Source organism: Enterobacter cloacae complex sp. 382A5 (assembly GCF_050031095.1).
Taxonomy (GTDB): domain Bacteria; phylum Pseudomonadota; class Gammaproteobacteria; order Enterobacterales; family Enterobacteriaceae; genus Enterobacter; species Enterobacter cloacae.
In genome coordinates this window covers 3,952,660-3,973,859 of the sequence record NZ_JBLGVK010000001.1, presented here as the reverse complement: position 1 = coordinate 3,973,859, position 21,200 = coordinate 3,952,660, and the positions used below count along the sequence as shown (strand labels likewise).

Annotated in this window: 21 protein-coding genes and 1 tRNA gene; 8 read left to right on the top strand and 14 right to left on the bottom strand. The window is 56.3% G+C overall.

From position 1 onward, the window contains the following. Nucleotides 1-13: 13 nt before the first annotated feature. The 5 genes from ACQG2G_RS18720 (at nt 14) to ACQG2G_RS18700 (ending at nt 5,418) form a co-directional block, all read left to right on the top strand. Nucleotides 14-133, top strand: a complete 120-nt coding sequence (locus tag ACQG2G_RS18720) for a GpE family phage tail protein (protein WP_007848878.1) — start codon at nt 14-16, stop codon at nt 131-133. Beyond that, nucleotides 126-3,548, top strand: coding sequence for a phage tail tape measure protein (locus ACQG2G_RS18715; RefSeq protein ID WP_161670347.1), 3,423 nt, complete (start codon nt 126-128; stop codon nt 3,546-3,548). The genes ACQG2G_RS18720 and ACQG2G_RS18715 overlap by 8 nt, the downstream gene beginning before the upstream one ends. Beyond that, complete coding sequence (locus tag ACQG2G_RS18710) at nt 3,548-4,033, top strand: phage tail protein (RefSeq protein ID WP_161670348.1); 486 nt, start codon at nt 3,548-3,550, stop codon at nt 4,031-4,033. Before ACQG2G_RS18715 ends, ACQG2G_RS18710 begins: the two co-directional genes overlap by 1 nt. Beyond that, the gene (locus ACQG2G_RS18705) at nt 4,030-5,130 is read left to right on the top strand and encodes a phage late control D family protein (RefSeq protein WP_248197193.1); all 1,101 of its coding nucleotides are present in this window, start codon (nt 4,030-4,032) and stop codon (nt 5,128-5,130) included. The genes ACQG2G_RS18710 and ACQG2G_RS18705 overlap by 4 nt, the downstream gene beginning before the upstream one ends. Before the next feature lie 69 nt (nt 5,131-5,199). After that, a complete protein-coding gene (locus ACQG2G_RS18700; protein ID WP_015386379.1) occupies nt 5,200-5,418 on the top strand; it encodes a DNA-binding transcriptional regulator in 219 nt (72 codons plus the stop codon). Nucleotides 5,419-5,554: 136 nt separating this feature from the next. Here the strand turns inward: ACQG2G_RS18700 and ACQG2G_RS18695 are convergent. Next, nucleotides 5,555-5,630: transfer RNA gene (locus ACQG2G_RS18695), tRNA-Ile, on the bottom strand. A 125-nt stretch (nt 5,631-5,755) separates the two neighbouring features. Between ACQG2G_RS18695 and mug the strand changes: the two genes are divergently transcribed. Further along, a complete protein-coding gene (gene mug / locus ACQG2G_RS18690; protein WP_061771562.1) occupies nt 5,756-6,262 on the top strand; it encodes a G/U mismatch-specific DNA glycosylase in 507 nt (168 codons plus the stop codon). Nucleotides 6,263-6,364: 102 nt separating this feature from the next. Here mug and rpoD read toward each other — a convergent pair whose 3' ends face one another. From rpoD to rpsU, 3 genes are all read right to left on the bottom strand, one after another. Further along, nucleotides 6,365-8,212: an RNA polymerase sigma factor RpoD gene (gene rpoD, locus ACQG2G_RS18685; protein ID WP_013098777.1), complete on the bottom strand. Its 1,848-nt coding sequence runs from the start codon at nt 8,210-8,212 to the stop codon at nt 6,365-6,367. Nucleotides 8,213-8,377: 165 nt separating this feature from the next. Beyond that, on the bottom strand, nt 8,378-10,123 hold the full coding sequence (gene dnaG / locus ACQG2G_RS18680; RefSeq protein ID WP_014833324.1) for a DNA primase: 1,746 nt from the start codon (nt 10,121-10,123) through the stop codon (nt 8,378-8,380). A 116-nt stretch (nt 10,124-10,239) separates the two neighbouring features. After that, nucleotides 10,240-10,455, bottom strand: coding sequence for a 30S ribosomal protein S21 (gene rpsU, locus ACQG2G_RS18675; protein WP_001144069.1), 216 nt, complete (start codon nt 10,453-10,455; stop codon nt 10,240-10,242). 236 nt (nt 10,456-10,691) lie between these two features. On the opposite strand from rpsU, the gene tsaD reads away from it, so the two are divergent. Then, the gene (gene tsaD, locus ACQG2G_RS18670) at nt 10,692-11,705 is read left to right on the top strand and encodes a tRNA (adenosine(37)-N6)-threonylcarbamoyltransferase complex transferase subunit TsaD (RefSeq protein ID WP_013098775.1); all 1,014 of its coding nucleotides are present in this window, start codon (nt 10,692-10,694) and stop codon (nt 11,703-11,705) included. Nucleotides 11,706-11,736: 31 nt separating this feature from the next. Here tsaD and ACQG2G_RS18665 read toward each other — a convergent pair whose 3' ends face one another. Beyond that, nucleotides 11,737-12,417 (bottom strand): LuxR C-terminal-related transcriptional regulator, encoded by a 681-nt coding sequence (locus tag ACQG2G_RS18665; protein WP_248766639.1) that lies wholly within the window; start codon nt 12,415-12,417, stop codon nt 11,737-11,739. A 348-nt stretch (nt 12,418-12,765) separates the two neighbouring features. Between ACQG2G_RS18665 and ACQG2G_RS18660 the strand changes: the two genes are divergently transcribed. Further along, a complete protein-coding gene (locus tag ACQG2G_RS18660) occupies nt 12,766-14,760 on the top strand; it encodes a S8 family peptidase (RefSeq protein WP_061772167.1) in 1,995 nt (664 codons plus the stop codon). Between the two features lie 33 nt (nt 14,761-14,793). Here the strand turns inward: ACQG2G_RS18660 and ureG are convergent, their stop codons facing one another. From ureG to plsY, 9 genes are all read right to left on the bottom strand, one after another. Beyond that, nucleotides 14,794-15,411 (bottom strand): urease accessory protein UreG, encoded by a 618-nt coding sequence (gene ureG / locus ACQG2G_RS18655; protein WP_013098772.1) that lies wholly within the window; start codon nt 15,409-15,411, stop codon nt 14,794-14,796. Between the two features lie 9 nt (nt 15,412-15,420). Next, nucleotides 15,421-16,095, bottom strand: coding sequence for an urease accessory protein UreF (locus tag ACQG2G_RS18650; protein WP_205918516.1), 675 nt, complete (start codon nt 16,093-16,095; stop codon nt 15,421-15,423). Continuing rightward, a complete protein-coding gene (locus ACQG2G_RS18645) occupies nt 16,095-16,634 on the bottom strand; it encodes a HupE/UreJ family protein (RefSeq protein ID WP_020689458.1) in 540 nt (179 codons plus the stop codon). Before ACQG2G_RS18645 ends, ACQG2G_RS18650 begins: the two co-directional genes overlap by 1 nt. Before the next feature lie 9 nt (nt 16,635-16,643). Next, nucleotides 16,644-17,108: an urease accessory protein UreE gene (ureE, locus tag ACQG2G_RS18640; RefSeq protein ID WP_020689459.1), complete on the bottom strand. Its 465-nt coding sequence runs from the start codon at nt 17,106-17,108 to the stop codon at nt 16,644-16,646. A gap of 9 nt (nt 17,109-17,117) precedes the next feature. Further along, nucleotides 17,118-18,821 carry an urease subunit alpha gene (gene ureC, locus ACQG2G_RS18635; protein WP_058651369.1) on the bottom strand — a complete coding sequence of 568 codons (1,704 nt, stop codon included), beginning with the start codon at nt 18,819-18,821 and terminating at the stop codon, nt 17,118-17,120. Further along, on the bottom strand, nt 18,814-19,128 hold the full coding sequence (locus ACQG2G_RS18630) for an urease subunit beta (RefSeq protein WP_013098767.1): 315 nt from the start codon (nt 19,126-19,128) through the stop codon (nt 18,814-18,816). Before ACQG2G_RS18630 ends, ureC begins: the two co-directional genes overlap by 8 nt. Before the next feature lie 10 nt (nt 19,129-19,138). Then, nucleotides 19,139-19,441 (bottom strand): urease subunit gamma, encoded by a 303-nt coding sequence (locus ACQG2G_RS18625; RefSeq protein ID WP_003862556.1) that lies wholly within the window; start codon nt 19,439-19,441, stop codon nt 19,139-19,141. A 10-nt stretch (nt 19,442-19,451) separates the two neighbouring features. After that, the gene (locus ACQG2G_RS18620) at nt 19,452-20,279 is read right to left on the bottom strand and encodes an urease accessory protein UreD (protein ID WP_348595946.1); all 828 of its coding nucleotides are present in this window, start codon (nt 20,277-20,279) and stop codon (nt 19,452-19,454) included. Nucleotides 20,280-20,509: 230 nt separating this feature from the next. Further along, nucleotides 20,510-21,124 carry a glycerol-3-phosphate 1-O-acyltransferase PlsY gene (gene plsY / locus ACQG2G_RS18615; RefSeq protein ID WP_013098765.1) on the bottom strand — a complete coding sequence of 205 codons (615 nt, stop codon included), beginning with the start codon at nt 21,122-21,124 and terminating at the stop codon, nt 20,510-20,512. Between the last annotated feature and the right edge of the window lie 76 nt (nt 21,125-21,200).

The window sequence follows — 21,200 nt, the reverse complement described above, 5'->3', positions numbered from 1 at the left end:
GGTAGAAGACCTGGTGGCTGATATCGCCACCATTTTTCACTGGCCGCCGTCCGTCACTGACGTTATGCCGCTGACCGAAGTGCTGGAGTGGCGGCATAAAGCGATTCAGAGAAGCGGGGCCAGCGATGAGTGACACTAACCTGCGTTTGCAGGTAATTCTAAATGCGGTTGATAAGCTCACCCGCCCATTCCGATCAGCGCAGGCCAGTTCTAAAGAGCTGGCTACCGCCATTCAGCAAAGCCGCGCAAGATTAAAAGAACTGGACGCCCAGGCGGGCCGTATTGACGGTTTCCGCAAGGCAAGCGCGCAGCTGGCCGTCACCGGCAACAGTCTTAAAGCCGCACGCGAAGAAGCGGCGAAACTTGCCACGCAGTTCTCGGTCACAAACCGGCCGACGGCGGCGCAGGCGCGTCTGCTGGAGCAGGCAAAAAACCGCGTTAACGAGCTGCAGAGCAAATACAACGGCCTGCGTCAGTCGGTGCAGCGTCAGCGTCTTGCGCTCAATGAGGCCGGGCTGGACACCAAAAAGCTGAGCAGTGCGCAGCGGGAGCTGCGGCAGAATGCCGACGAAACCCGGCAGGCGCTGGACCGACAGCAGAAATCCCTTAAACGCCTGGGCGAGCAGCAGGCCCGTATGAACGCCGTCCGCGATCAGTATTCGCGGCGCCTTGAGGTGCGGGATCGTATTGCAGGCGCCGGAGCAACGACTACTGCCGCCGGGCTGGCGATGGGCGCGCCGGTGATGGCTGCCGTTAAAAGCTATGCCAGCATGGAAGATGCGATGAAAGGCGTGGCAAAGCAGGTTAACGGGCTGCGGGACGACAACGGCAACCGCACAAAACAGTTTTATGACATGCAGGATGCCATCAAGGCCGCCAGTGAACAGCTGCCGATGGAGAATGGCGCCATCGACTATGCCGCGCTGGTTGAAGGTGGCGCCCGCATGGGCGTGACAAACCAGAACGATTCTTACGAAGACCAGAAGCGTGACCTGCTGGCCTTTGCATCCACTGCAGCAAAGGCCGCAACGGCATTCGAGCTGCCCGCTGATGAGCTGGCGGAGGGGCTGGGGAAAATCGCGCAGCTCTATAAAGTGCCGACCCGCAATATTGAACAGCTTGGCGATGCCCTGAACTACCTGGACGATAACGCCATGTCTAAGGGTGGCGATATCATCAATGTGCTGCAGCGCATGGGCGGCGTGGCTGACCGGCTTGATTTCCGCAAGGCGGCCGCGCTGGGTTCCACCTTCCTGTCTCTGGGCGCCGCGCCTGAAATTGCCGCCAGCGCATCAAATGCGATGGTGCGCGAACTGTCGATTGCAACCATGCAGAGCAAGCGGTTCATGGAAGGTATGGATCTGCTGAAACTCAATCCAGAAGAGATTGAAAAGCAGATGACAAAGGACGCAATGGGGACCATTCAGCGTGTGCTGGAGAAGGTCAACAAACTGCCGCAGGACAAACGCCTGTCCGCCATGACGATGATATTTGGCAAGGAGTTTGGCGACGATGCGGCGAAGCTGGCAAACAACCTGCCGGAGCTGCAGCGACAGCTGAAACTTACCTCAGGCACTGAGGCTAACGGCTCCATGCAGAAAGAATCCGATATCAATAAGGATTCACTTTCCGCGCAGTGGTTGCTTGTTAAAACGGGCGCGCAGAACGCTTTCAGTAGCCTGGGTGAAACCCTGCGCCAGCCGCTGATGGATATCATGGGGTACGTCAAAAGCGTTACCGGGGCACTGCGTCGATGGGTTGAGGCTAACCCGCAGCTGGCGGGCACACTGATGAAAGTGGCGGCTGCCACTGCTGCGATCACCGTTGTACTCGGCACACTGGCGGTGGCCGTGGCTGCCGTGCTGGGGCCACTGGCGGTGATCCGTTTGGGCCTGTCCGTGCTGGGTGTAAAAACACTCCCCTCCGTTATGTCCGCAGTGACCCGCACCGGCGGTGCGCTGTCCTGGCTGGCAAATGCGCCGCTTTCCCTGTTGCGCCGTGGCATGGAGGCATCCGGTAGCAGCACCGGATTGCTGACTACTCCCCTTAACTCCCTGCGACGTTCTGCCGGGCTGGCTGGCAATGCGCTGAAAGCGCTGGCCGGTGCGCCGCTTGCTGTCCTTCGCGGCGGAATGTCTGGTATTCGCAACATTATCGGCATGGTAATGAATCCGCTGACCGCGTTGCGCGGGGGATTATCCGCAGCCGGTGGCGTGGTGCGTTTTCTGGCGTCCGGCCCGCTGGCCCTCCTTCGCGTCGCGCTGTACGGGATTTCTGGATTGCTGGGCGCCCTGCTTAGTCCGATAGGGTTAGTCGTGGCGGCCCTGGCTGGCGTGGCGCTGGTTGTCTGGAAATACTGGCAGCCGATAAGCGCATTTTTAGGCGGAGTGGTTGAAGGATTCAAGGCTGCAGCTGCGCCTATCAGTGCGGCGTTTGAGCCACTGCAGCCTGTTTTCCAGTGGATAGGTGACAAGGTCCAGGCGTTGTGGGGCTGGTTTACTGATCTGCTTACGCCGGTTAAATCCACCTCTGCAGAACTGCAAAACGCGGCGTCGATGGGGCGGCAGTTTGGCGAAGCGCTGGCGGCAGGACTGAACATGGTCATGCACCCGCTGGATTCGCTTAAATCGGGCGTGTCCTGGCTGCTTGAAAAACTCGGCATTGTCAGCAAGGAGGCGGCCAAAGCGAAGCTTCCTGAGCAGGTCACGCGGCAGCAGCCAGCCACGGTAAACACAGACGGTAAAGTGGTGCTGCCGCCTGGCGGATTCCCGACGATGGGTTTTGCGGGCATGTACGACAGCGGCGGTACCATTCCGCGCGGCCAGTTCGGCATCGTGGGCGAGAATGGCCCTGAGATTGTTAACGGACCCGCCAGTGTCACCGGCAGGAAACGGACTGCTGATCTGGCGAGGGTGGCGGCAACGCTCAATCCTTCCCGGACGGAACCGGCCAGCGCTAAACAACGTCCTGAACGCGGGATAGTTCTGCCGCCTGATAGTGTGAATGGTCCGGCAAATCTTCCGGTAATCAATCGCACTACTGAACTGGTGAAACTGGCGGCAACAGTAGGCCCCGTTCGTGATGTAACAGCCAGCCCGGAGCAACGGCCTGAAAGCAGTGTTAACGCCCCGGTAAAACTTCCTGGTCGGGATCGTGCTGCGGAGCTGGCTGATATCGCTGCTGCCGTCATGCCAGCACCGGCCATTATGGAAATCACGGATAACAGGGCTGACCCGGTGGCTATGCGCCAGAAGATGTTCGCTTCCGTCGTCGCTGGCGTAATGGGCCTGGCGGCTGCCCCGGCAGAAGCCGCACCACTTCATCCGTACAGTGTGCCTGTCAGGACGCAACCGGCGCCGTCGGCAAAGGCAGAGAGACAGCCACAGGTAATTAAGTACGAGATAAGCGCGCCAATTCATATTGTCGCCCAGCCAGGGCAAAGCGCGCAGGATATCGCCCGAGAGGTGGCCCGGCAGCTTGATGAGCGAGAGCGCAGGGCCAGGGCAAAAACACGCAGTAATTTTAGTGATCGAGGGGGTTACGAATAATGATGATGGTGCTGGGGTTGTACGTATTCATGCTGCGAACCGTACCCTATCAGGAGCTGCAGTATCAGCGCAGCTGGCGGCACGCAGCTAACAGCCGGGTAAACCGGCGCCCGACAACGCAGTTTCTTGGGCCGGATAACGATTCGCTTACGCTGTCCGGCGTCCTGCTGCCGGAGATTACCGGCGGCAGGTTGTCTTTGCTGGCGCTGGAGCAGATGGCGGAGCTGGGGAAAGCCTGGCCCTTGATTGAGGGGAGCGGGACGATTTACGGCATGTTTGTGATCGAGAGTCTGAGCCAGACAAAAACAGAATTTTTTGAGAGCGGTATGCCCCGGCGCATCGAATTTTCGCTGAGCCTGAAACGGGTGGATGAATCGCTGTCTGATATGTTTGGCAGCCTCAGCGATCAGCTCAGTAATTTGAAGGACTCCGCCACCTCTGCGATAGGCAATATGAAAAATACGGTTGGGGGGTTACTGCAGTGAATTTCAGCTCTGATCTCCTGAACCTGAACAGCAAAACCCCCGGTTTCAGCATCATCATTGAAGGTAAAGATGTAACTACCGTGCTGGATGCACGCCTGATGAGTCTGACGCTGACGGATAACCGGGGCTTTGAAGCGGACCAGCTTGATCTGGAACTGGACGACTCGGACGGGCAAATCGTTCTGCCGCGTCGGGGGGCCATTATTCAGTTTGCGCTGGGGTGGAAAGGCCAGCCGCTTTTTCCGAAAGGGGCCTTTACTGTCGATGAGATTGAGCACAGCGGCGCGCCTGACCGTCTCACAATTCGCGCGCGTAGTGCAGATTTCCGTGAAACCCTTAATACGCGGCGTGAAAAGTCCTGGCATCAGACAACGGTGGGCGAAGTCGTGAAGGAAATCGCCGCCAGGCATAAATTAAAAATGGCGCTGGGGCAGGACCTGATGGACAAACCTGTGGATCATCTTGACCAGACCAACGAGAGCGATGCGAGTTTCCTGATGAAGCTGGCGCGACAGTATGGGGCGATAGCCACAGTTAAGGACGGCAATCTGTTGTTTATCCGCCAGGGGCAGGGCAGAACGGCAAGCGGTAAGCCGCTGCCGGTTATCACCATAACCCGCCAGGCCGGTGACGGTCATCGTTTTACCCTGGCCGACCGCGATGCCTATACGGGGGTGATTGCCAGCTGGCTCCATACCCGTGAGCCAAAGAAAAAAGAGACAGCAAAGGTTAAGCGCCGTCGAAAGAAAACCACTGCGGCAAAGGAGCCGGAAGCAAAACAGGGTGATTACCTGGTTGGAACGGATGAAAACGTGCTGGTACTCAACAGAACTTATGCAAACCGCAGCAACGCAGAGCGTGCGGCAAAGATGCAGTGGGAGCGCCTGCAGCGCGGGGTTGCAACATTCTCCCTGCAGCTCGCAGAGGGAAGGGCTGATCTGTATACCGAAATGCCGGTGAAGGTGAGCGGCTTTAAGCAGCCCATTGATGATGCCGAATGGACCATTACCACGCTGACGCATAATGTCAGTGCAGATAATGGTTTCACTACGACACTGGAGCTTGAGGTAAAGATAGATGATTTAGAAATGGAATGATAATGTTCACAAAAGGGATGTTCGTGTATCATTATGGGATTGCGGGTAATGACTTGGGGAGAAACGGATATGATGAATTGTCCGAAATGCGGACACGCGGCACATACTCGCAGTAGCTTTCGTGTATCAGATAATACGAAAGAGCGTTATTGCCAGTGCCAAAACATTAACTGTGGAACCACTTTTGTTACTCATGAAACCGTAGTGCGCTTTATCGTAACACCCGGACAGGTCGATCATGTGCCTCCGCACCCTTTAAACAGTGGTCAGGGACATATGAATTTTTGACAAACTAACCCGCTTCGGCGGGTTTTTTATTGGTGGCAGCTTATTTTCTGCTGCCATTTTGCTGCCAACGATGAAACCATAAACAAAAAAGCCACTCGCTAGAGTGGCTTAATTATATGATTTTACAGCTAAAATTTGGTGGCCCCTGCTGGACTTGAACCAGCGACCAAGCGATTATGAGTCGCCTGCTCTAACCACTGAGCTAAGGGGCCGTGGCGGTGGATTATAATGTAACTCCCCGCAGCAATCCAGCCATTCACACCCGCCTGCTGTTTTTATAAACAACGCATAATCAATCCTTTATACTTCCATGATGATGTATCAATCGGGAGTAAATATGATCAACGATATTCTGGCCCCGGGATTACGGGTGGTGTTCTGTGGGATCAACCCCGGTAAATCCTCGGCGCATACCGGTTTTCACTTTGCTCATCCGGGGAACCGCTTCTGGAAAGTGATCTACCAGGCCGGGTTTACCGACCGGTTACTCAAGCCTGAAGAGGAGCAGCATCTGCTGGATACGCGCTGCGGGATCACCATGCTGGTGGAGCGACCAACCGTGCAGGCGAGCGAAGTCAACCTGCATGAGCTGCGCACTGGCGGGCGGGAACTGATTAAGAAGATCGAAGACTTCCAGCCTGCCGCGCTGGCGATTCTGGGGAAACAGGCCTATGAGCAGGCGTTCAGCCAGCGCGGGGTGAAATGGGGTAAACAGGCCATCACCATCGGTGTGACGCAGGTATGGGTGCTGCCAAACCCGAGCGGACTTAACAGGGCAACGCTGGATAAACTGGTGGAAGCTTACAGGGAGCTCGACGAGGCGCTGGTGGTGCGGGGGCTTTAGGGGGCTCTGCGGCCTGATGCCTCGTCCTGGCCCTCTCTCACAGGGAGAGGGAATAAACAAAAAAAAAGCTCCCGATTGGGAGCTTTTTGCTGTTTATCTGGATTAATCGTCCAGGAAGCTACGCAGCACTTCAGAGCGGCTCGGATGGCGCAGTTTACGCAGCGCCTTCGCTTCGATCTGACGGATACGTTCGCGGGTAACGTCAAACTGTTTACCCACTTCTTCCAGCGTGTGGTCGGTGTTCATATCAATACCAAAACGCATACGCAGTACTTTCGCTTCACGGGCGGTCAGGCCAGCCAGAACGTCGTGCGTGGCAGCACGCAGGCTCTCGGTGGTGGCAGAGTCCAGCGGCAGCTCGAGGGTGGTATCCTCGATGAAATCACCCAGATGCGAATCTTCATCATCACCGATTGGTGTTTCCATGGAGATTGGCTCTTTGGCGATCTTCAGCACTTTACGGATCTTGTCTTCCGGCATCAGCATGCGTTCAGCCAGCTCTTCCGGCGTCGGCTCGCGACCCATCTCCTGCAGCATCTGGCGGGAAATACGGTTGAGCTTGTTGATGGTCTCAATCATATGCACCGGAATACGGATGGTGCGCGCCTGATCCGCGATAGAGCGGGTAATTGCCTGACGGATCCACCAGGTCGCATAGGTGGAGAACTTGTAACCACGACGGTATTCAAACTTATCTACCGCTTTCATCAGACCGATGTTGCCTTCCTGAATCAGATCCAGGAACTGCAGACCGCGGTTGGTGTATTTCTTGGCGATAGAGATAACCAGACGTAAGTTTGCTTCAACCATCTCTTTCTTCGCACGACGGGCTTTCGCTTCACCGATGGACATACGACGGTTGATGTCTTTCACCTGCTCGATGGTCAGGCCGGTCTCTTCTTCAATCTGCTGCAGCTTCTGCAGACCGCGATGCACGTCTTCTTTCACGTCGTGCAGTTTTTCAGACCACGGTTTGTTCATCGCGATAGCCGCGTTGAACCAGGTTTCGCTGGTTTCGTTGCCGGTGAAGAGGGTGATGAAGTTCTTCTTCGGCATTTTGCACTGCTCAACGCACAGCTTCATGATGATGCGTTCCTGGGTACGTACGCGATCCATCATCACGCGCATGCTGTTCACCAGGTAGTCGAACTGTTTTGGCACCAGGCGGAACTGTTTGAAGACTTCAGACAGTTTCAGGATCTCTTCCTGGGCAGCAGCGTGACTGCGACCTTTGGCTTTGATGGTGTCACGCGTCACTTCGTACTGGGTACGCAGCTCGGCGAACTTCTCACGTGCCAGTTCCGGGTCGATGCTGTTGTCATCATCGGCGCTGTCGTCGTCGCTCTCTTCTTCATCTTCGTCTTCGTCGTCATCCATCTCTTCCTGAGACAGTTCAGAACCGACGTGAGTGGCGGTTGGCGCCATATCTTCTTCAGCGTTTGGGTCGACAAAACCGGTGATCAGATCGGACAGACGCGCTTCTTCCGCTTCAACGCGATCGTATTGCTCCAGCAGATAGGTGATCGCTTCCGGGTACTCAGCAACAGAGCACTGAACCTGGTTGATCCCGTCTTCGATGCGTTTTGCGATGTCAATTTCGCCTTCGCGGGTCAACAGTTCAACGGTACCCATTTCGCGCATGTACATGCGGACCGGGTCAGTGGTACGCCCGATTTCAGATTCCACGCTGGACAGTACCTGTGCAGCAGCTTCTTCCGCATCTTCGTCAGTGTTGTTGGAGGTTTCAGCCAGCAACAGATCATCGGCATCCGGTGCTTCTTCCATCACCTGAATGCCCATGTCATTGATCATTTGGATGATGTCTTCGATTTGATCTGAATCGACGATATCTTCCGGCAGATGGTCATTGACCTCGGCATAGGTCAGATAGCCTTGCTCCTTACCACGTTGGACAAGAAGTTTCAGCTGTGACTGCGGGTTTTGCTCCATAAGACGGTATCCACACTTAATTCGTTTGATTGGTGTCGGCGATGGTTTGCCAACCTTTAAAGCGAGGGCGTACTTATATTTTTGCCGCTGCCTCTCAGTGCGGCTGCCGGGGGCTTCCCGATCGATATTCGGCACTTAAGCCGTTAAATACTTTTGTCTTTTTGCTTATTTCTTCGCCAGTTCCTGGTTTATCATCCAGAGCTCCCGGCGTTCTTCGCTGCTCAAACCGTGTGTGCGCTCGCGAGCAATCAACTCTTCCTGGCGCAGCTCGAGCATCGAATCAAACATATGGTTGAGTGAGTCGGTGAACGTTTTTTCTGCAATGTCCTTATCTGCTATATCGTCCCACATCGACAATTTTTCAAGGGTAGCGGCCTCTTTTGTGCCGCGATAATGTTCTAAAAGTTGTCCGGTGGTCAGACCTGGCTGAGACAAACATGTGTTGACCAGTTCTGAAAATAAGCCAAGCCCGGGCAATTTTTCGTGGTTCAAACCCGCCAGCGATGGCACTTGCGGTGCAAGTTCGGGGTTTTGGACCAGTAACCCTATCAGTATACGCATGGTTGTGCGTTTTAGCTGAGGCGCGGGGCGAACCGTGCCGTTTTCAGCCTGTTTTGGCATTAAACGTTCAAGCTGGCTGTCATCCAGAATGCCGAGCTTGTTGCCTAACTCCTGACGCAGATAGATGCGCAGCGTTTCGCCGGGCACCTGGCTGATTAACGGCAGCGCCAGCGTACTGAGCTGCGCGCGCCCGTCAGGGGTACTTAAATCAACCTGCGGCATCAGGCTGTTAAACAAGAACGTGGAGAGCGGCTGAGCCTGCTCCATCCGCGCTTCAAACGCCGCTTTGCCCTCTTTACGCACCAGCGTATCCGGGTCTTCACCGTCGGGCAGGAACATAAAGCGTAACTGCCGCCCGTCGGTCATATAAGGTAGCGCAGTTTCCAGCGCACGCCAGGCGGCATCGCGCCCTGCGCGGTCACCGTCGTAGCAGCAGATGACGTTGTTGGTCACCCGAAACAGCAGCTGAATATGATCGGCCGTGGTGGACGTGCCCAACGAGGCTACTGCGTAATTGATGTCATACTGCGCCAGCGCAACGACATCCATATACCCTTCGACGACGAGAAGGCGCGGAGGTTCCGCATTTGCCTGCTGCGCCTCATAAAGGCCGTAAAGCTGACGGCCCTTATGGAAAATGTCGGTTTCCGGGGAGTTGAGGTACTTGGGCAGGGCATCACCCAGCACGCGACCACCAAAACCAATCACCCGGCCACGCTTGTCGCGGATCGGGAACATCACCCGTTCGCGGAAGCGGTCATAGCTTCGTCCCTGGTCGTTAGTGACCAGCATACCTGCGTCGATCAACGATTTACGATCTTCGCTATTGCCGCCAAAACGCTTTAACACGTTGTCCCAGCCGGGCGGGGCGTAACCAATAGCGAAACGCGCAATGACATCGTCGCTCAGTCCGCGCTTGTTCAGATACTGACGCGCAGGCTCAGCCGCAGAGTGCTTAAGAGACTGTTGGTAAAACGAATTCAGGCCATCCATCAGTTGATACAGCGTTTGACGCTGATGGCGCTCTATCTGGCTTGGTCCACTGCCCGCTTCATACGGCACTTCAAGGTTGTGCATCGCCGCCAGCTCTTCGACGGTTTCAACAAACTCGAGCTTGTCGTAGTTCATTAAAAAATCGACGGCATTACCGTGTGCGCCACAGCCGAAGCAATGGTAAAACTGCTTTTCACCGTTGACGGTGAAGGAGGGGGTTTTTTCGTTATGGAAAGGACAGCACGCATGGTAGTTCTTGCCCTGCTTTTTCAGCTTTACCCGCGCGTCGATAAGATCGACGATGTCGGTTCTTGCCAGCAGGTCATTGATGAAAACGCGTGGGATTCGTCCGGCCATATGCCCCAAAAGTTTTTAGCAACTCATAAACGAAAACAAGCCGCGCATTCCTTCCGGAAGCACGGCCTTACGACTATTACTCTGTCTGTCAATTGAGGACTGTCGCCCTCAACGGATTAGTACAGACGAGTACGGCGTGCGTTTTCGCGAGCCAGTTTCTTCGCGTGACGTTTCACTGCAGAAGCTTTAGCGCGCTTACGTTCAGTCGTTGGTTTTTCATAGAACTCACGACGACGAACTTCAGCCAGAACACCTGCTTTCTCGCATGAACGTTTGAAGCGACGCAGTGCTACGTCGAACGGCTCGTTTTCACGTACTTTAATTACCGGCATGTAACTCTCACCTTTGATAAATTCGGTTTGCCGCTGGCATCAACGCCAGCTTATTTCAAAATGGTGCGGAATTTTACTGCAAATGCTGCTGCTTTGTAAAGCACCGACGCGTTTTTGAAAGGGACTTTTATAAGGGGGAAGAGTATACACGAGCGGATGTCCTGGGGCGAACAAAGTTTTACATCAACCCGCCCAGGCTCTACACTGCGCGGTACTGAAACGAGGTAAAACAAGTCATGCGTGTACTGGGTATTGAAACATCCTGCGATGAAACCGGCATCGCCATTTACGACGACGAAAAAGGGCTTCTTGCCAACCAACTGTATAGTCAGGTGAAATTGCATGCTGACTACGGCGGCGTCGTGCCTGAACTGGCCTCTCGTGACCACGTACGTAAAACGGTTCCCCTGATTCAGGCGGCGCTGAAAGAGGCCGGATTGAACTCAACTGATATTGATGCCGTCGCCTACACGGCAGGCCCGGGTCTGGTCGGCGCGCTGCTGGTCGGTGCGACGGTGGGCCGTTCCCTGGCCTTCGCGTGGGATGTTCCGGCCATTCCGGTTCACCATATGGAAGGGCATCTTCTGGCACCAATGCTGGAAGAGAATCCGCCCGAATTCCCGTTTGTGGCGCTGCTGGTTTCTGGCGGCCATACCCAGCTGATTAGCGTGACGGGTATTGGCAAGTATGAGCTGCTGGGCGAGTCGATTGATGACGCCGCCGGAGAAGCCTTCGACAAAACCGCTAAGCTGCTGGGTCTGGATTACCCGGGCGGCCCGATGCTCTCGAAAATGGCGTCGCAGGGCACGGAAGGGCGTTTTGTCTTCCCGCGTCCGATGACCGACCGTCCGGGGCTGGATTTCAGCTTCTCCGGCCTGAAAACCTTCGCCGCCAATACCATCCGCAATAATGATGACAGCGAGCAGACCCGTGCGGACATCGCTCGCGCATTCGAAGATGCGGTGGTCGATACGCTGATGATCAAGTGTAAACGCGCGCTGGATCAGACCGGCTTTAAGCGCCTGGTGATGGCGGGGGGCGTCAGCGCTAACCGTACGCTGCGTGCGAAGCTGGCGGAGATGATGCAAAAGCGTCGCGGGGAAGTGTTTTATGCGCGCCCGGAATTCTGTACCGATAACGGGGCGATGATCGCCTACGCCGGGATGGTGCGCCTGAACGCTGGCGCAACGGCGGATCTGAGCGTCTCCGTACGTCCACGCTGGCCGCTGGCGGAGCTGCCGGAAGCTTGACCGACGCTCCCGTCTTAGCGGCGGGAGACGTTTACATTCCGATCTCAAACATCTGGTTCTTGATGATCAAAGAGTAAAGCTGGCAATCGTTTTGTACGTCCAGCTTTTCCATCGCCCGGACCTTATGTGCGCTGACCGTTTTGATGCTCAAATGCATAAACTGTGAAATCTCCTTCAAATTTAACCCCTTACATATCAGGCGCAGCACGTCAATTTCCCGTGGAGAGAGTTTCTCCACGTCCGTCTTTTCATGACGGAAAAGCATATTCACCAGCTGGTTTTCGATATAAATCTCGCCTTTCAGGACCGTGGTAATCGCCTGGCTTAAGGTTTTCTCGTTGATATCACGTGATAAGTACGCTCTGACTCCTTCCTTTAGCGCCTGACGGATAAGCGTGGCGTTTGCATAAGGCGAGAGCAGGATAATGTTAAGCGCAGGATAGGTCTGTTTAAGCCATCTCAAGAGCTTCAGCCCGTCCATTCCCCCGAGCGGAGGGCGGCTGAGGCTGGTTGTCAGCGAATAGCCAAGAATAGCGATATCCGGATTATGCTGGCCAAGAAGCGACTGAAGTTCAGCGGAGGCCGCTGCCTCACCGATCAGAACGCACCTCTGATCCATGCCAACGGCGGGTAACGAGAGGGACTGCATCATGGAGGATAAGCCGCGTCGAATTAACGAGGATTCTTCAGCGATAACGATTTTAATGTCCATAATGATGCGTCGTATTAACCCTTTCATGAAATGGCGGGGCCAACGGCGGTTGGAACACCTCGCAAGATATAATGTTATTAAAATTCATTTTGCGGTAAAGTCGCAGTAGCAACGAGAATATTTTTAACGCCGACGGCTCTTGATTATTTCATAATGATTAAGCTTTACGTTTTTTGTATCTAAGTGTATCGTTGCATTGCGAAATATAAATTAACGCAGTATGGAATTTTCTTAATTATTTAGAGAGAACTCTGTTCATCAGAGTAGGCCACTCTTATTCTTCGCGGTCCGTGTGTCAGTGATACTGAAAAAGGAAAAATTTCAATTCACACAGGAACCGTGATTATCATGAAAAAAAGCGCTTTATCTCTTTTTATTTGTGCAGCAATTTCATTCTCTGCTGCGGCTGAAACTCTGGTGCAAAATGAATTTGCACAGGATAATGCCATCTACACCGCAATTGTGCTCAAGCTTAAACCGACCACAGGTCTGTTAAAAACCACAAACAATAAAATTACCTTGAGCGACGCTTCCCTGACAACAACAAATATGTTCCGTCCGACTAACTTGCGTAGTTCTACTCAATCCTCTGAATTGACGGAGCTTAATAAACGCTATGGTTTTGACCGTTATCTGCGCATCGAGTTACCGAAAGATAAAAGTCAGGATAAAACATATATTAACCATATTATCACCGAGCTTGAGCAAAATCAGAACGTAGAGTTTGTGTACCCGGAAGCCGAGCCGGTATCGCTGGATGATACGGCCCTTACGCCACAGTTAAAGTCCTCACTGAATGATAATTTAACGTCTGCCGCCGTTCCGGATTTCCGCAATAAGCAGGATTATCTCAAAGCGCCGGATGTTAAGCGCACCGGTTATTATATGGGGGGCGTCAACCGCGACAGTGTTGATCGCTATGCAGGCAGTGCGGGTGAAGGGGTAACGATTATTTCGGCGGAGATTGATGCCTGGAATACCAGCCATGCCAACTTACCGCCGATGAGCCTCAGCTCTGGCAAGACGACGTATGTTGCAAGCCATGATCACGACACCGCTTCAGTGGGGATTATGGCGGCGAAAGATATGGGCACCGGTATTCGCGGTTTAGCCTGGAAAAGCCGGATGGGGTATGCGGCCTCCGCGAGTAATAACCTCTATAATTTAATCCCCCAGCTAAAAGCGGGTGATGTGGTGCAGATCGGGATACAAGTTGCGGGTGGTTATCCATCGGGTTGTCAGAAGGATTGCTGGGTCGCAATGGAATCCCAGACCGCCTATTACGATATTATTAAGGCGCTGACCGACAAAGGTGTTCACGTTATTGAGGCGGCAGGTAACGGGAATATCAACATGGACAGCCCAGGGTTCCGGGGGGAGTATGACGTGAATGTCCGGGACTCCGGGGCTATTTTGGCGGGTGCGTTTTGTGCGAAAGACGGTAAAAAAGCGTCGTTCAGCTCCTATGGCTCGCGCATTACCAGTTCTGCCTGGGGCTGCTGGGATGTGGTGACCACCGGTTATGGCGATCTGTATAAAAACGCTGGCGTTAACGATTCCTATACCGCGACTTTTGCCGGAACCTCTTCCGCGAACCCGATTATTGCGGGTGTGGTAGCAAGCCTGTCAGGCATCGCCAAAGCCAACGGTATTACCGTGACACCGCGTCAGATGCGTCAGATTCTGGCGGAGACCGGTACGCCGCTGGCGAACGGGGATTCGGCAAAAGTGGGGACACAGCCTGACATGGAGCGTGCGGTAGCCCGTATTATGGCGCTGAAAGACGGTAACACCCCTGTCGCTCCGGCCCCAACCGCTGCGGCAGGCGCGGATTACACCATGGTCTCCCCGACCACGGGCGTGAGCACCTACCCGCTGGATGGCAGCAAGAGCCTGAATGCCAAATCGTATAACTGGAGCGTGACAAAAGGGGCGGAAACCTTCTCGCTGGAGGCGAACCTGAACGGCACGCTGGTGAAGAGCGTGGATAGCGCGCATGCTTATGCCGTTATTCCTGCCAACAGCGAAGGAGAAGCGGTCTTCACGCTGACCACAACCGGCGCAGATGGCCGGACCGCGACGGACAGCATGACCATTAAGGTCACTAAGCCTGCGGTACCCGCGAAAGACGACACCACGGAAAAAGATGATACGCCGGTAAAACCTGCCGCACCGGCCTATAACGCCAAAATCGCTTACCCGACCAAATGCACCAAAGTCTCTTACAACGGTAAAATTTGGTTCAACCAGTGGTATGTCAACCCGGGTCAGGAAACCCCGGGCACCGGCGGCCAGTGGGGCGCGTGGCGCGAGCAGGGTTCTTCCAGTAACAGCTGTAAATAACCATTACGGCCTGGCATTGCGCCAGGCCTTTTTTCAGATCCGCAGCATCCCTTTCTCTTCCAGAAACGCAATAATCGTTGCCAGGCCGTCTCCTGCCTTCAGGTTGGTAAAGGTCCACGGACGCTCGCCGCGCATGCGGTTGGTGTCGCGCGCCATCACCTCCAGCGAGGCACCCACGTACGGCGCGAGATCGGTTTTGTTGATCACCAGAAAATCGGATTTGGTGATCCCTGGCCCTCCCTTGCGCGGGATCTTCTCCCCTTCAGCCACGTCGATCACGTAGATCGTCAGATCCGCCAGCTCCGGGCTGAAGGTCGCGCTCAGGTTATCGCCGCCGCTTTCGACGAAGATCAGATCCAGATTGCCGAACTTCTCGCTGAGCGCTTCCACTGCGGCCAGGTTCATCGAGGCATCTTCGCGAATGGCCGTGTGCGGGCAGCCACCCGTCTCTACGCCCACAATGCGCTCCGGCTCAAGTGCGCCCGCTTCGGTCAGAATGCGTTGATCCTCTTTGGTGTAGATATCGTTCGTCACTACCGCCAGATGATACGTGTCGCGCATCGCCTTGCAGAGCGCTTCCAGCAGCGCGGTTTTGCCCGAACCGACCGGGCCGCCCACGCCAACGCGCAGGGGATGTTTGTAATCAGCCATGTTGCATCCTCAGGAACGGAATAACCGTGAATATTGTGTTTCGTGGCGGGCAGAGGCGATGGCGGAAAGCGGCGTCGCCGCGCCCAGTGCCTCATCGTCACGTAAAAATGCCTGTTCAAACCCGGCGGCAAAATGGTCGCTGAGTTCGATAATCAGCTGTTGTGCGGCCTGTTGCCCAAACGGTACCAGCTTGACGCCGGCCATTACCGCGCTCTCAATCCAGCTGTAGCCCAGACTCAGGGCCAGCTCGTGCGCGCTAATACCCCAACGCACGCCGAGCCACGCCATGCCGCTGAGCTGGCTTTGCATAAACAGCGGCTGCCAGAGGGACGGGCAGTCTGGCTCCCAGCTTTTGATGAGCCGCGTAAAGGCGGCGCCGCGATTGCGTTCTTCTTCCCGCAGTTCACGGGTTTCCCGACAGGCGAGCAGGTATGACGTCCAGCGTTTTGCTGCCGCCAGATCGCCCTCTTCACAGGCCCGATAGAGCCGGGCAAATAGCGGCAGGTCGACGCAGAAAAAGCTCTGCTCCATCTGCAGGGTTTGCCAGTTTTTGAACGCCTCTGCGTCGGTAACCCAGCCTGTCTCGACGGCCCATTCCAGCCCCTGCGACCAGGTAAACGACCCGACCGGCAGGCTGCTGCTGGAGAGCTGCATCAGACGCAGCCGCTGGCGGGCGAGTTCCATCAGCTCATCAGCGCCAGCAGGGCAGAGACGATAAGCCCACCGCCAAAGGTTTTACGCAGTCCGTCGTGGCGGCGCAGCAGTAACCCGGCGGCGAAGCTGGCGCACAGCACCGTGGCGCTGGCCAGCATAAAGCCGCTGGTGAAGAGCCAGAAGCTGTGGCCGGACATCTCCACCCCGTGCGCCCAGCCGTGGAACATCGCCAGGGCAGGCACCGCCAGCAGCAGACGATTTTCGGTTTTAAACATCATCACGCCGCAGACGCCCAGCGAGGCGATAATCAGCATCTCCATGCCGCTAAAGCCGCCGAGCAGGCTGCCCGCAATGGCACCGACAAGCATCATCCCGAGGGTGGCAAAAGGCAGCAGCAGCTTGCGGCCGCTCAGCGCGGAGAGCACGCCCGCACCGGCAAGCATCAGCAGATGATCAAGTCCGGTCAGCGGGTGGAAAAAACCAGCATGGAAGCTGTCGGCACCGTGTCCCGGATGTGCCAGTGCAGGCAGGGAAAAGGCCAGCAGTAACAGGGGTAAATACTTACGCATGATTAATCCTTAATGTGAATGAGCGTGAGAGTGGCTATGGCTGTGGGCCTCGCTGGTGTAGGCCCCCGCTTCAGGTTCAAACGGCAGGCTGGCGAAGGTGACCGCCAGCCCAAACTGGCGCAGCATGTCGTCGAGGACGTGATCGTGGTGATAGCGCAACTCGCCGGGCATGATTTGCAGCGGCACGTGGCGGTTGCCCAGGTGATAGCAGGCGCGGGCGAGGAGGAACGGATCGTCGCAGCGCACCACGGAGACGGACTCCGGGGCGGCAATCACTTCGATGACTTCGCTGCCGTCTTCGTTACAGAGCAGGTCGCCGCCGCGCAACAGTAAACCGCGCGGCAGCATGAGCCCGGCTTCGCGCCCGTCGTTCAGTGCCACGCGGGCGCGGCTTTTCACCCGCACGTCAATCGGCAGCGTGACGCTGGCGGTAATCGGATGCGCATGGTCCAGGCGTTGGGTTAAATAGATCATCATCACTCCTCAAAACAGGAAATAGCGTTGCGCCATCGGCAGTACGTCAGCCGGTTCGCTGGTTATCAGTTCGCCGTCGACGCGCACTTCATAGGTTTGCGAATCGACGGTGATATTTGGCTGCAGGCCGTTGTGGATCATGTCGGCCTTTTTCACCGTGCGGCAGCCTTTGACCACCGCCGTGGCGCTCTGCAGGTTGAGCTGTTGCGCTATCCCCTGCGCGGCCGCAGCCTGCGAGACAAACGTCAGCCGGGTGGCGTGACGTGCGGCACCCAGTGCGCCAAACATCGGACGATAATGGACCGGTTGCGGCGTGGGAATCGAGGCGTTGATATCGCCCATCGGGGCGCAGGCGATCATCCCACCCTTGACGATGGTGGCGGGTTTCACGCCAAAGAACGCCGGGGACCAGACCACTAAATCCGCCAGCTTGCCCGCTTCGATGGAGCCCACTTCATGGGCGATACCGTGCGTCAGCGCCGGGTTAATGGTGTATTTGGCGATGTAGCGCTTCACGCGAAAGTTGTCGTTATCGCCAGTCTCTTCCGGCAGTGCGCCGCGCTGCACCTTCATGCGGTGCGCCACCTGCCAGGTGCGGAGAATCACTTCGCCCACGCGGCCCATCGCCTGGGAATCAGAGGAAGTTAGCGAGAATGCGCCGATATCGTGCAACACATCTTCCGCAGCGATGGTTTCCCGGCGAATACGCGATTCGGCAAAAGCCACATCCTCGGCGATATCCGGGTCGAGGTGGTGGCAGACCATCAGCATATCGAGATGTTCATCGATGGTATTGACCGTATAGGGCAGGGTCGGGTTGGTGGAGGAGGGCAGAATATTCGGGTGCGCACAGGCGGTAATAATATCCGGCGCGTGGCCGCCACCGGCCCCTTCCGTGTGGAAGGTATGGATGGTGCGCCCGCCGATGGCCGCCAGCGTGTCTTCGACGAAACCGGATTCGTTCAGCGTGTCGCTGTGCAGCGCCACCTGGATATCCATCTCTTCCGCCACCTCCAGCGAGCAGTTGATGGCCGCAGGCGTTGCGCCCCAGTCTTCGTGGATCTTCAGCCCGATGGCCCCGGCGGCTATTTGCTCGCGCAGGGCATCCGGGTTAGAACCGTTGCCTTTACCCAGCAGGCCGATATTCACCGGCAGGGTATCGGCAGCCTGCAGCATGCGGGCGATATACCACGGCCCCGGCGTGCAGGTGGTGGCGTTGGTCCCTGCCGCGGGACCTGTGCCGCCGCCGATCATCGTCGTGACGCCGGAAACCAGCGCCTCTTCGGCCTGCTGCGGGCAGATCCAGTGGATATGAGTGTCGATCCCGCCAGCGGTAACGATCTTCCCTTCGGCGGCGATCGCTTCCGTGGCGGCACCGATCGGGATCGTCACCCCGGGCTGAATGTCCGGGTTGCCAGCTTTACCGACGGCAAAGATCCGCCCGTTCTTCACGCCGATATCCGCTTTCACGATCCCCCAGTGATCGACAATCAACGCGTTAGTCAGCACCAGATCCACGCAGTCATCTGCGGTCATCTGCCCCTGGCCCATACCGTCGCGGATCACTTTCCCGCCGCCGAATTTGACCTCTTCGCCGTAGACGGTGAGATCGTTTTCGACTTCGATCCACAGCTCGCTGTCGGCTAAACGCACTTTATCGCCAGTGGTGGGGCCGAACATATCGGCATAAGCCTGGCGCGAAATCTCAGCCATTTTTCACTTCTCCCATCACGTCACCCCGGAAACCGAAAATGCGTTGCGCCCCGGTGACCTTCACCAGCGTCACTTCGCGCTTCTGGCCGGGTTCGAACCGCACCGCGGTGCCTGCCGGGATATTCAGTCGAAAGCCCCGGGTGGCTTCCCGGTCAAATTTCAGCGCCGGATTCACCTCGTAAAAGTGATAGTGCGATCCCACCTGTATAGGTCGGTCGCCGTGGTTTTCGACGATGATAAGCCGGGTTTCTCGCCCGACGTTGAGGGCAATATTGCCGGACTGGATCTGGTATTCGCCTGGGATCATCACGCGCTCCTTACACGATCGGGTTATGCACGGTGACGAGTTTTGACCCGTCCGGGAAGGTGGCTTCCACCTGAATATCCGGGATCATCTCCGGTACGCCTTCCATCACCTGGTCACGCGTCAGGACGTGACGGCCCGCTTCCATCAGCGAGGCGACGGTTTCGCCATCGCGCGCGCCTTCCATAATGAAGGCGCTGATCAGCGCGACCGATTCCGGGTAATTGAGCTTTACCCCGCGCGCAAGGCGGCGTTCGGCAACCAGCGCGGCGGTGAACAGCAACAGCTTGTCTTTTTCTCTGGGGGTCAGTTCCATAACGTTTCTCTTATGTCTGCCAGATACGCGGCGAACAGGCGGTTTTGGTGGTGAGAAGCGGGCGAAGCGACTGCCAGATATCGCGCATCACCCGCTGGCAAATCAGGTTGTCGTGGGAGAGAAAACGCACCGACAGCAGATCGTCAGTGAGCGTCGCCCCGGCAAAGGTATTTAGTGGTGCGAGCAGCTCACGCGCCGTGTCGAGGTGCGTTTCTCCGGCCGGATAGAACAGCAGAGTGCCGAGCCACGGCTGCCCGGCAACAGGGGTAAGATCGCCGTCGCTGAGATGCTGACGCTCAATCAGACGTGGCTCGTCATCCACCCAGACCTTAAGGCGGCTCTCCAGCGTGCCGTGGCTGAAGGTCTCGCCGATCACCGGGCGACCCAGACAGTACAGCTCCCACGCCAGCAGCGTGCTGGAGGCCTTCAGGTGGAAGACGGAGCGCAGCGCGGCATTGGCGCCGGGAAAGATAATGGTGTCCTGCGGCAGCCACTCCAGCGTGGACGCCTCATCGAGATAAAAGTGCTGGTTAAGGCGAGCCTGTGGGCCGCTGCTGCGATAGAACTTACTGGCGCCGGGCATGGTGATAAGCGCGTGGCTATTGGCGTCCAGACTTACGGTAATATCCAGCCTGTCACCGCCCACCACGCCACCCGGCGGGTGCAGCAGATAAAGGTGGCAGGTTTCCCCTTCGGGGTAGAACGGACGCTGTACCGTGAGCGGCCCGACGTGGTGCGCGGCATGGAGGAGGGTTTTCTCAGGCGTGTGGCAAAACCGCAGGTCAAGCGAGGCCTGCCAGCCTTTGTACGAACTATCAGTGACCTGAGTTGCTAACATGGTGCTTCCATTCGCGCGCCCGGGAGATACGTTTCAGTATGCCCTGGCGGAAATGAAGGCTGTCATATGAGTCGCTTATGGATGGGGGCCTGTATTTTGGGGCTGCGGTGGAAGGGTTCCGTTCACTATAGCTTTTCTGCTTTATGGGTATCACGTTCACGGGTTCCGGAACGTCATATTCTGTTGGTCATAAAGTGAACGGAACAATTCCACTAAAAGTAAATAAAACCCTACCGCGTCTCTCTCTTCTTCCGCTTTAACCGCGCCCAGATTTTCGTCTCCTGACGTCGCCACAGACGCTGAATATTATCGTGATGACGCAGCAGGATAAGGCAGGAGAGCATCGACACCGGGAAGGTGAACTGGGGTTTAAACCACCAGACATAGAACGGGGCAATCAGCGCGCTGACGATGGCGCCCAGCGACGAATAGCCGCTCAGAAGAATAGTCAGCAGCCAGGTGCCTGCCATCACGCCGGTGAGATCCCAGCCGATGGGCGCGATGGCACCAAAGGCCGTCGCGACGCCTTTGCCACCTTTAAAACCGAAGAATACGGGCCAGATGTGGCCGACACAGGCGGCGATGGCAATAAGCCCCAGCCAGAACGGGGTCACGCCCAGCGCATACGCGCCCCAGACGGGTAACATCCCTTTCAGAACGTCAAAAATCAAAACCGCTACGGCTGCTCCCTTGCCGCCAATTCGTAGTACATTGGTCGCTCCCGGATTCCCGGAGCCACTTTCGCGCGGGTCAGGTAACCCGGCAATGCGGCAGACCAGAATGGCGCTGGAGATTGAGCCGCAAAGGTAGGCGAGGAGAATCATTCCAGGCGCGATTGCACTCATAACGCTGTTCCGTTTTGAAAATGTATCTGTATTCTCAGCATCTGTGGATAATACGCATAATTCACCGGAAGTGGTA

Excerpts from the sequence above, each read along its gene's own strand:
- ACQG2G_RS18665 (WP_248766639.1), bottom strand. The coding sequence starts at position 12,417 with ATGGACATTAAAATCGTTATCGCTGAAGAATCCTCGTTAATTCGACGC.
- ACQG2G_RS18715 (WP_161670347.1), top strand. The coding sequence starts at position 126 with ATGAGTGACACTAACCTGCGTTTGCAGGTAATTCTAAATGCGGTTGAT.
- ureC (WP_058651369.1), bottom strand. The coding sequence starts at position 18,821 with ATGGCTGAGATTTCGCGCCAGGCTTATGCCGATATGTTCGGCCCCACC.
- ACQG2G_RS18630 (WP_013098767.1), bottom strand. The coding sequence starts at position 19,128 with ATGATCCCAGGCGAATACCAGATCCAGTCCGGCAATATTGCCCTCAAC.
- ACQG2G_RS18625 (WP_003862556.1), bottom strand. The coding sequence starts at position 19,441 with ATGGAACTGACCCCCAGAGAAAAAGACAAGCTGTTGCTGTTCACCGCC.
- ureE (WP_020689459.1), bottom strand. The coding sequence starts at position 17,108 with ATGATCTATTTAACCCAACGCCTGGACCATGCGCATCCGATTACCGCC.
- tsaD (WP_013098775.1), top strand. The coding sequence starts at position 10,692 with ATGCGTGTACTGGGTATTGAAACATCCTGCGATGAAACCGGCATCGCC.
- ACQG2G_RS18660 (WP_061772167.1), top strand. The coding sequence starts at position 12,766 with ATGAAAAAAAGCGCTTTATCTCTTTTTATTTGTGCAGCAATTTCATTC.
- rpoD (WP_013098777.1), bottom strand. The coding sequence starts at position 8,212 with ATGGAGCAAAACCCGCAGTCACAGCTGAAACTTCTTGTCCAACGTGGT.
- ACQG2G_RS18620 (WP_348595946.1), bottom strand. The coding sequence starts at position 20,279 with ATGTTAGCAACTCAGGTCACTGATAGTTCGTACAAAGGCTGGCAGGCC.
- ACQG2G_RS18650 (WP_205918516.1), bottom strand. The coding sequence starts at position 16,095 with ATGGAACTCGCCCGCCAGCGGCTGCGTCTGATGCAGCTCTCCAGCAGC.
- ACQG2G_RS18710 (WP_161670348.1), top strand. The coding sequence starts at position 3,548 with ATGATGATGGTGCTGGGGTTGTACGTATTCATGCTGCGAACCGTACCC.
- mug (WP_061771562.1), top strand. The coding sequence starts at position 5,756 with ATGATCAACGATATTCTGGCCCCGGGATTACGGGTGGTGTTCTGTGGG.
- dnaG (WP_014833324.1), bottom strand. The coding sequence starts at position 10,123 with ATGGCCGGACGAATCCCACGCGTTTTCATCAATGACCTGCTGGCAAGA.
- rpsU (WP_001144069.1), bottom strand. The coding sequence starts at position 10,455 with ATGCCGGTAATTAAAGTACGTGAAAACGAGCCGTTCGACGTAGCACTG.
- ureG (WP_013098772.1), bottom strand. The coding sequence starts at position 15,411 with ATGGCTGATTACAAACATCCCCTGCGCGTTGGCGTGGGCGGCCCGGTC.
- plsY (WP_013098765.1), bottom strand. The coding sequence starts at position 21,124 with ATGAGTGCAATCGCGCCTGGAATGATTCTCCTCGCCTACCTTTGCGGC.
- ACQG2G_RS18700 (WP_015386379.1), top strand. The coding sequence starts at position 5,200 with ATGATGAATTGTCCGAAATGCGGACACGCGGCACATACTCGCAGTAGC.
- ACQG2G_RS18645 (WP_020689458.1), bottom strand. The coding sequence starts at position 16,634 with ATGCGTAAGTATTTACCCCTGTTACTGCTGGCCTTTTCCCTGCCTGCA.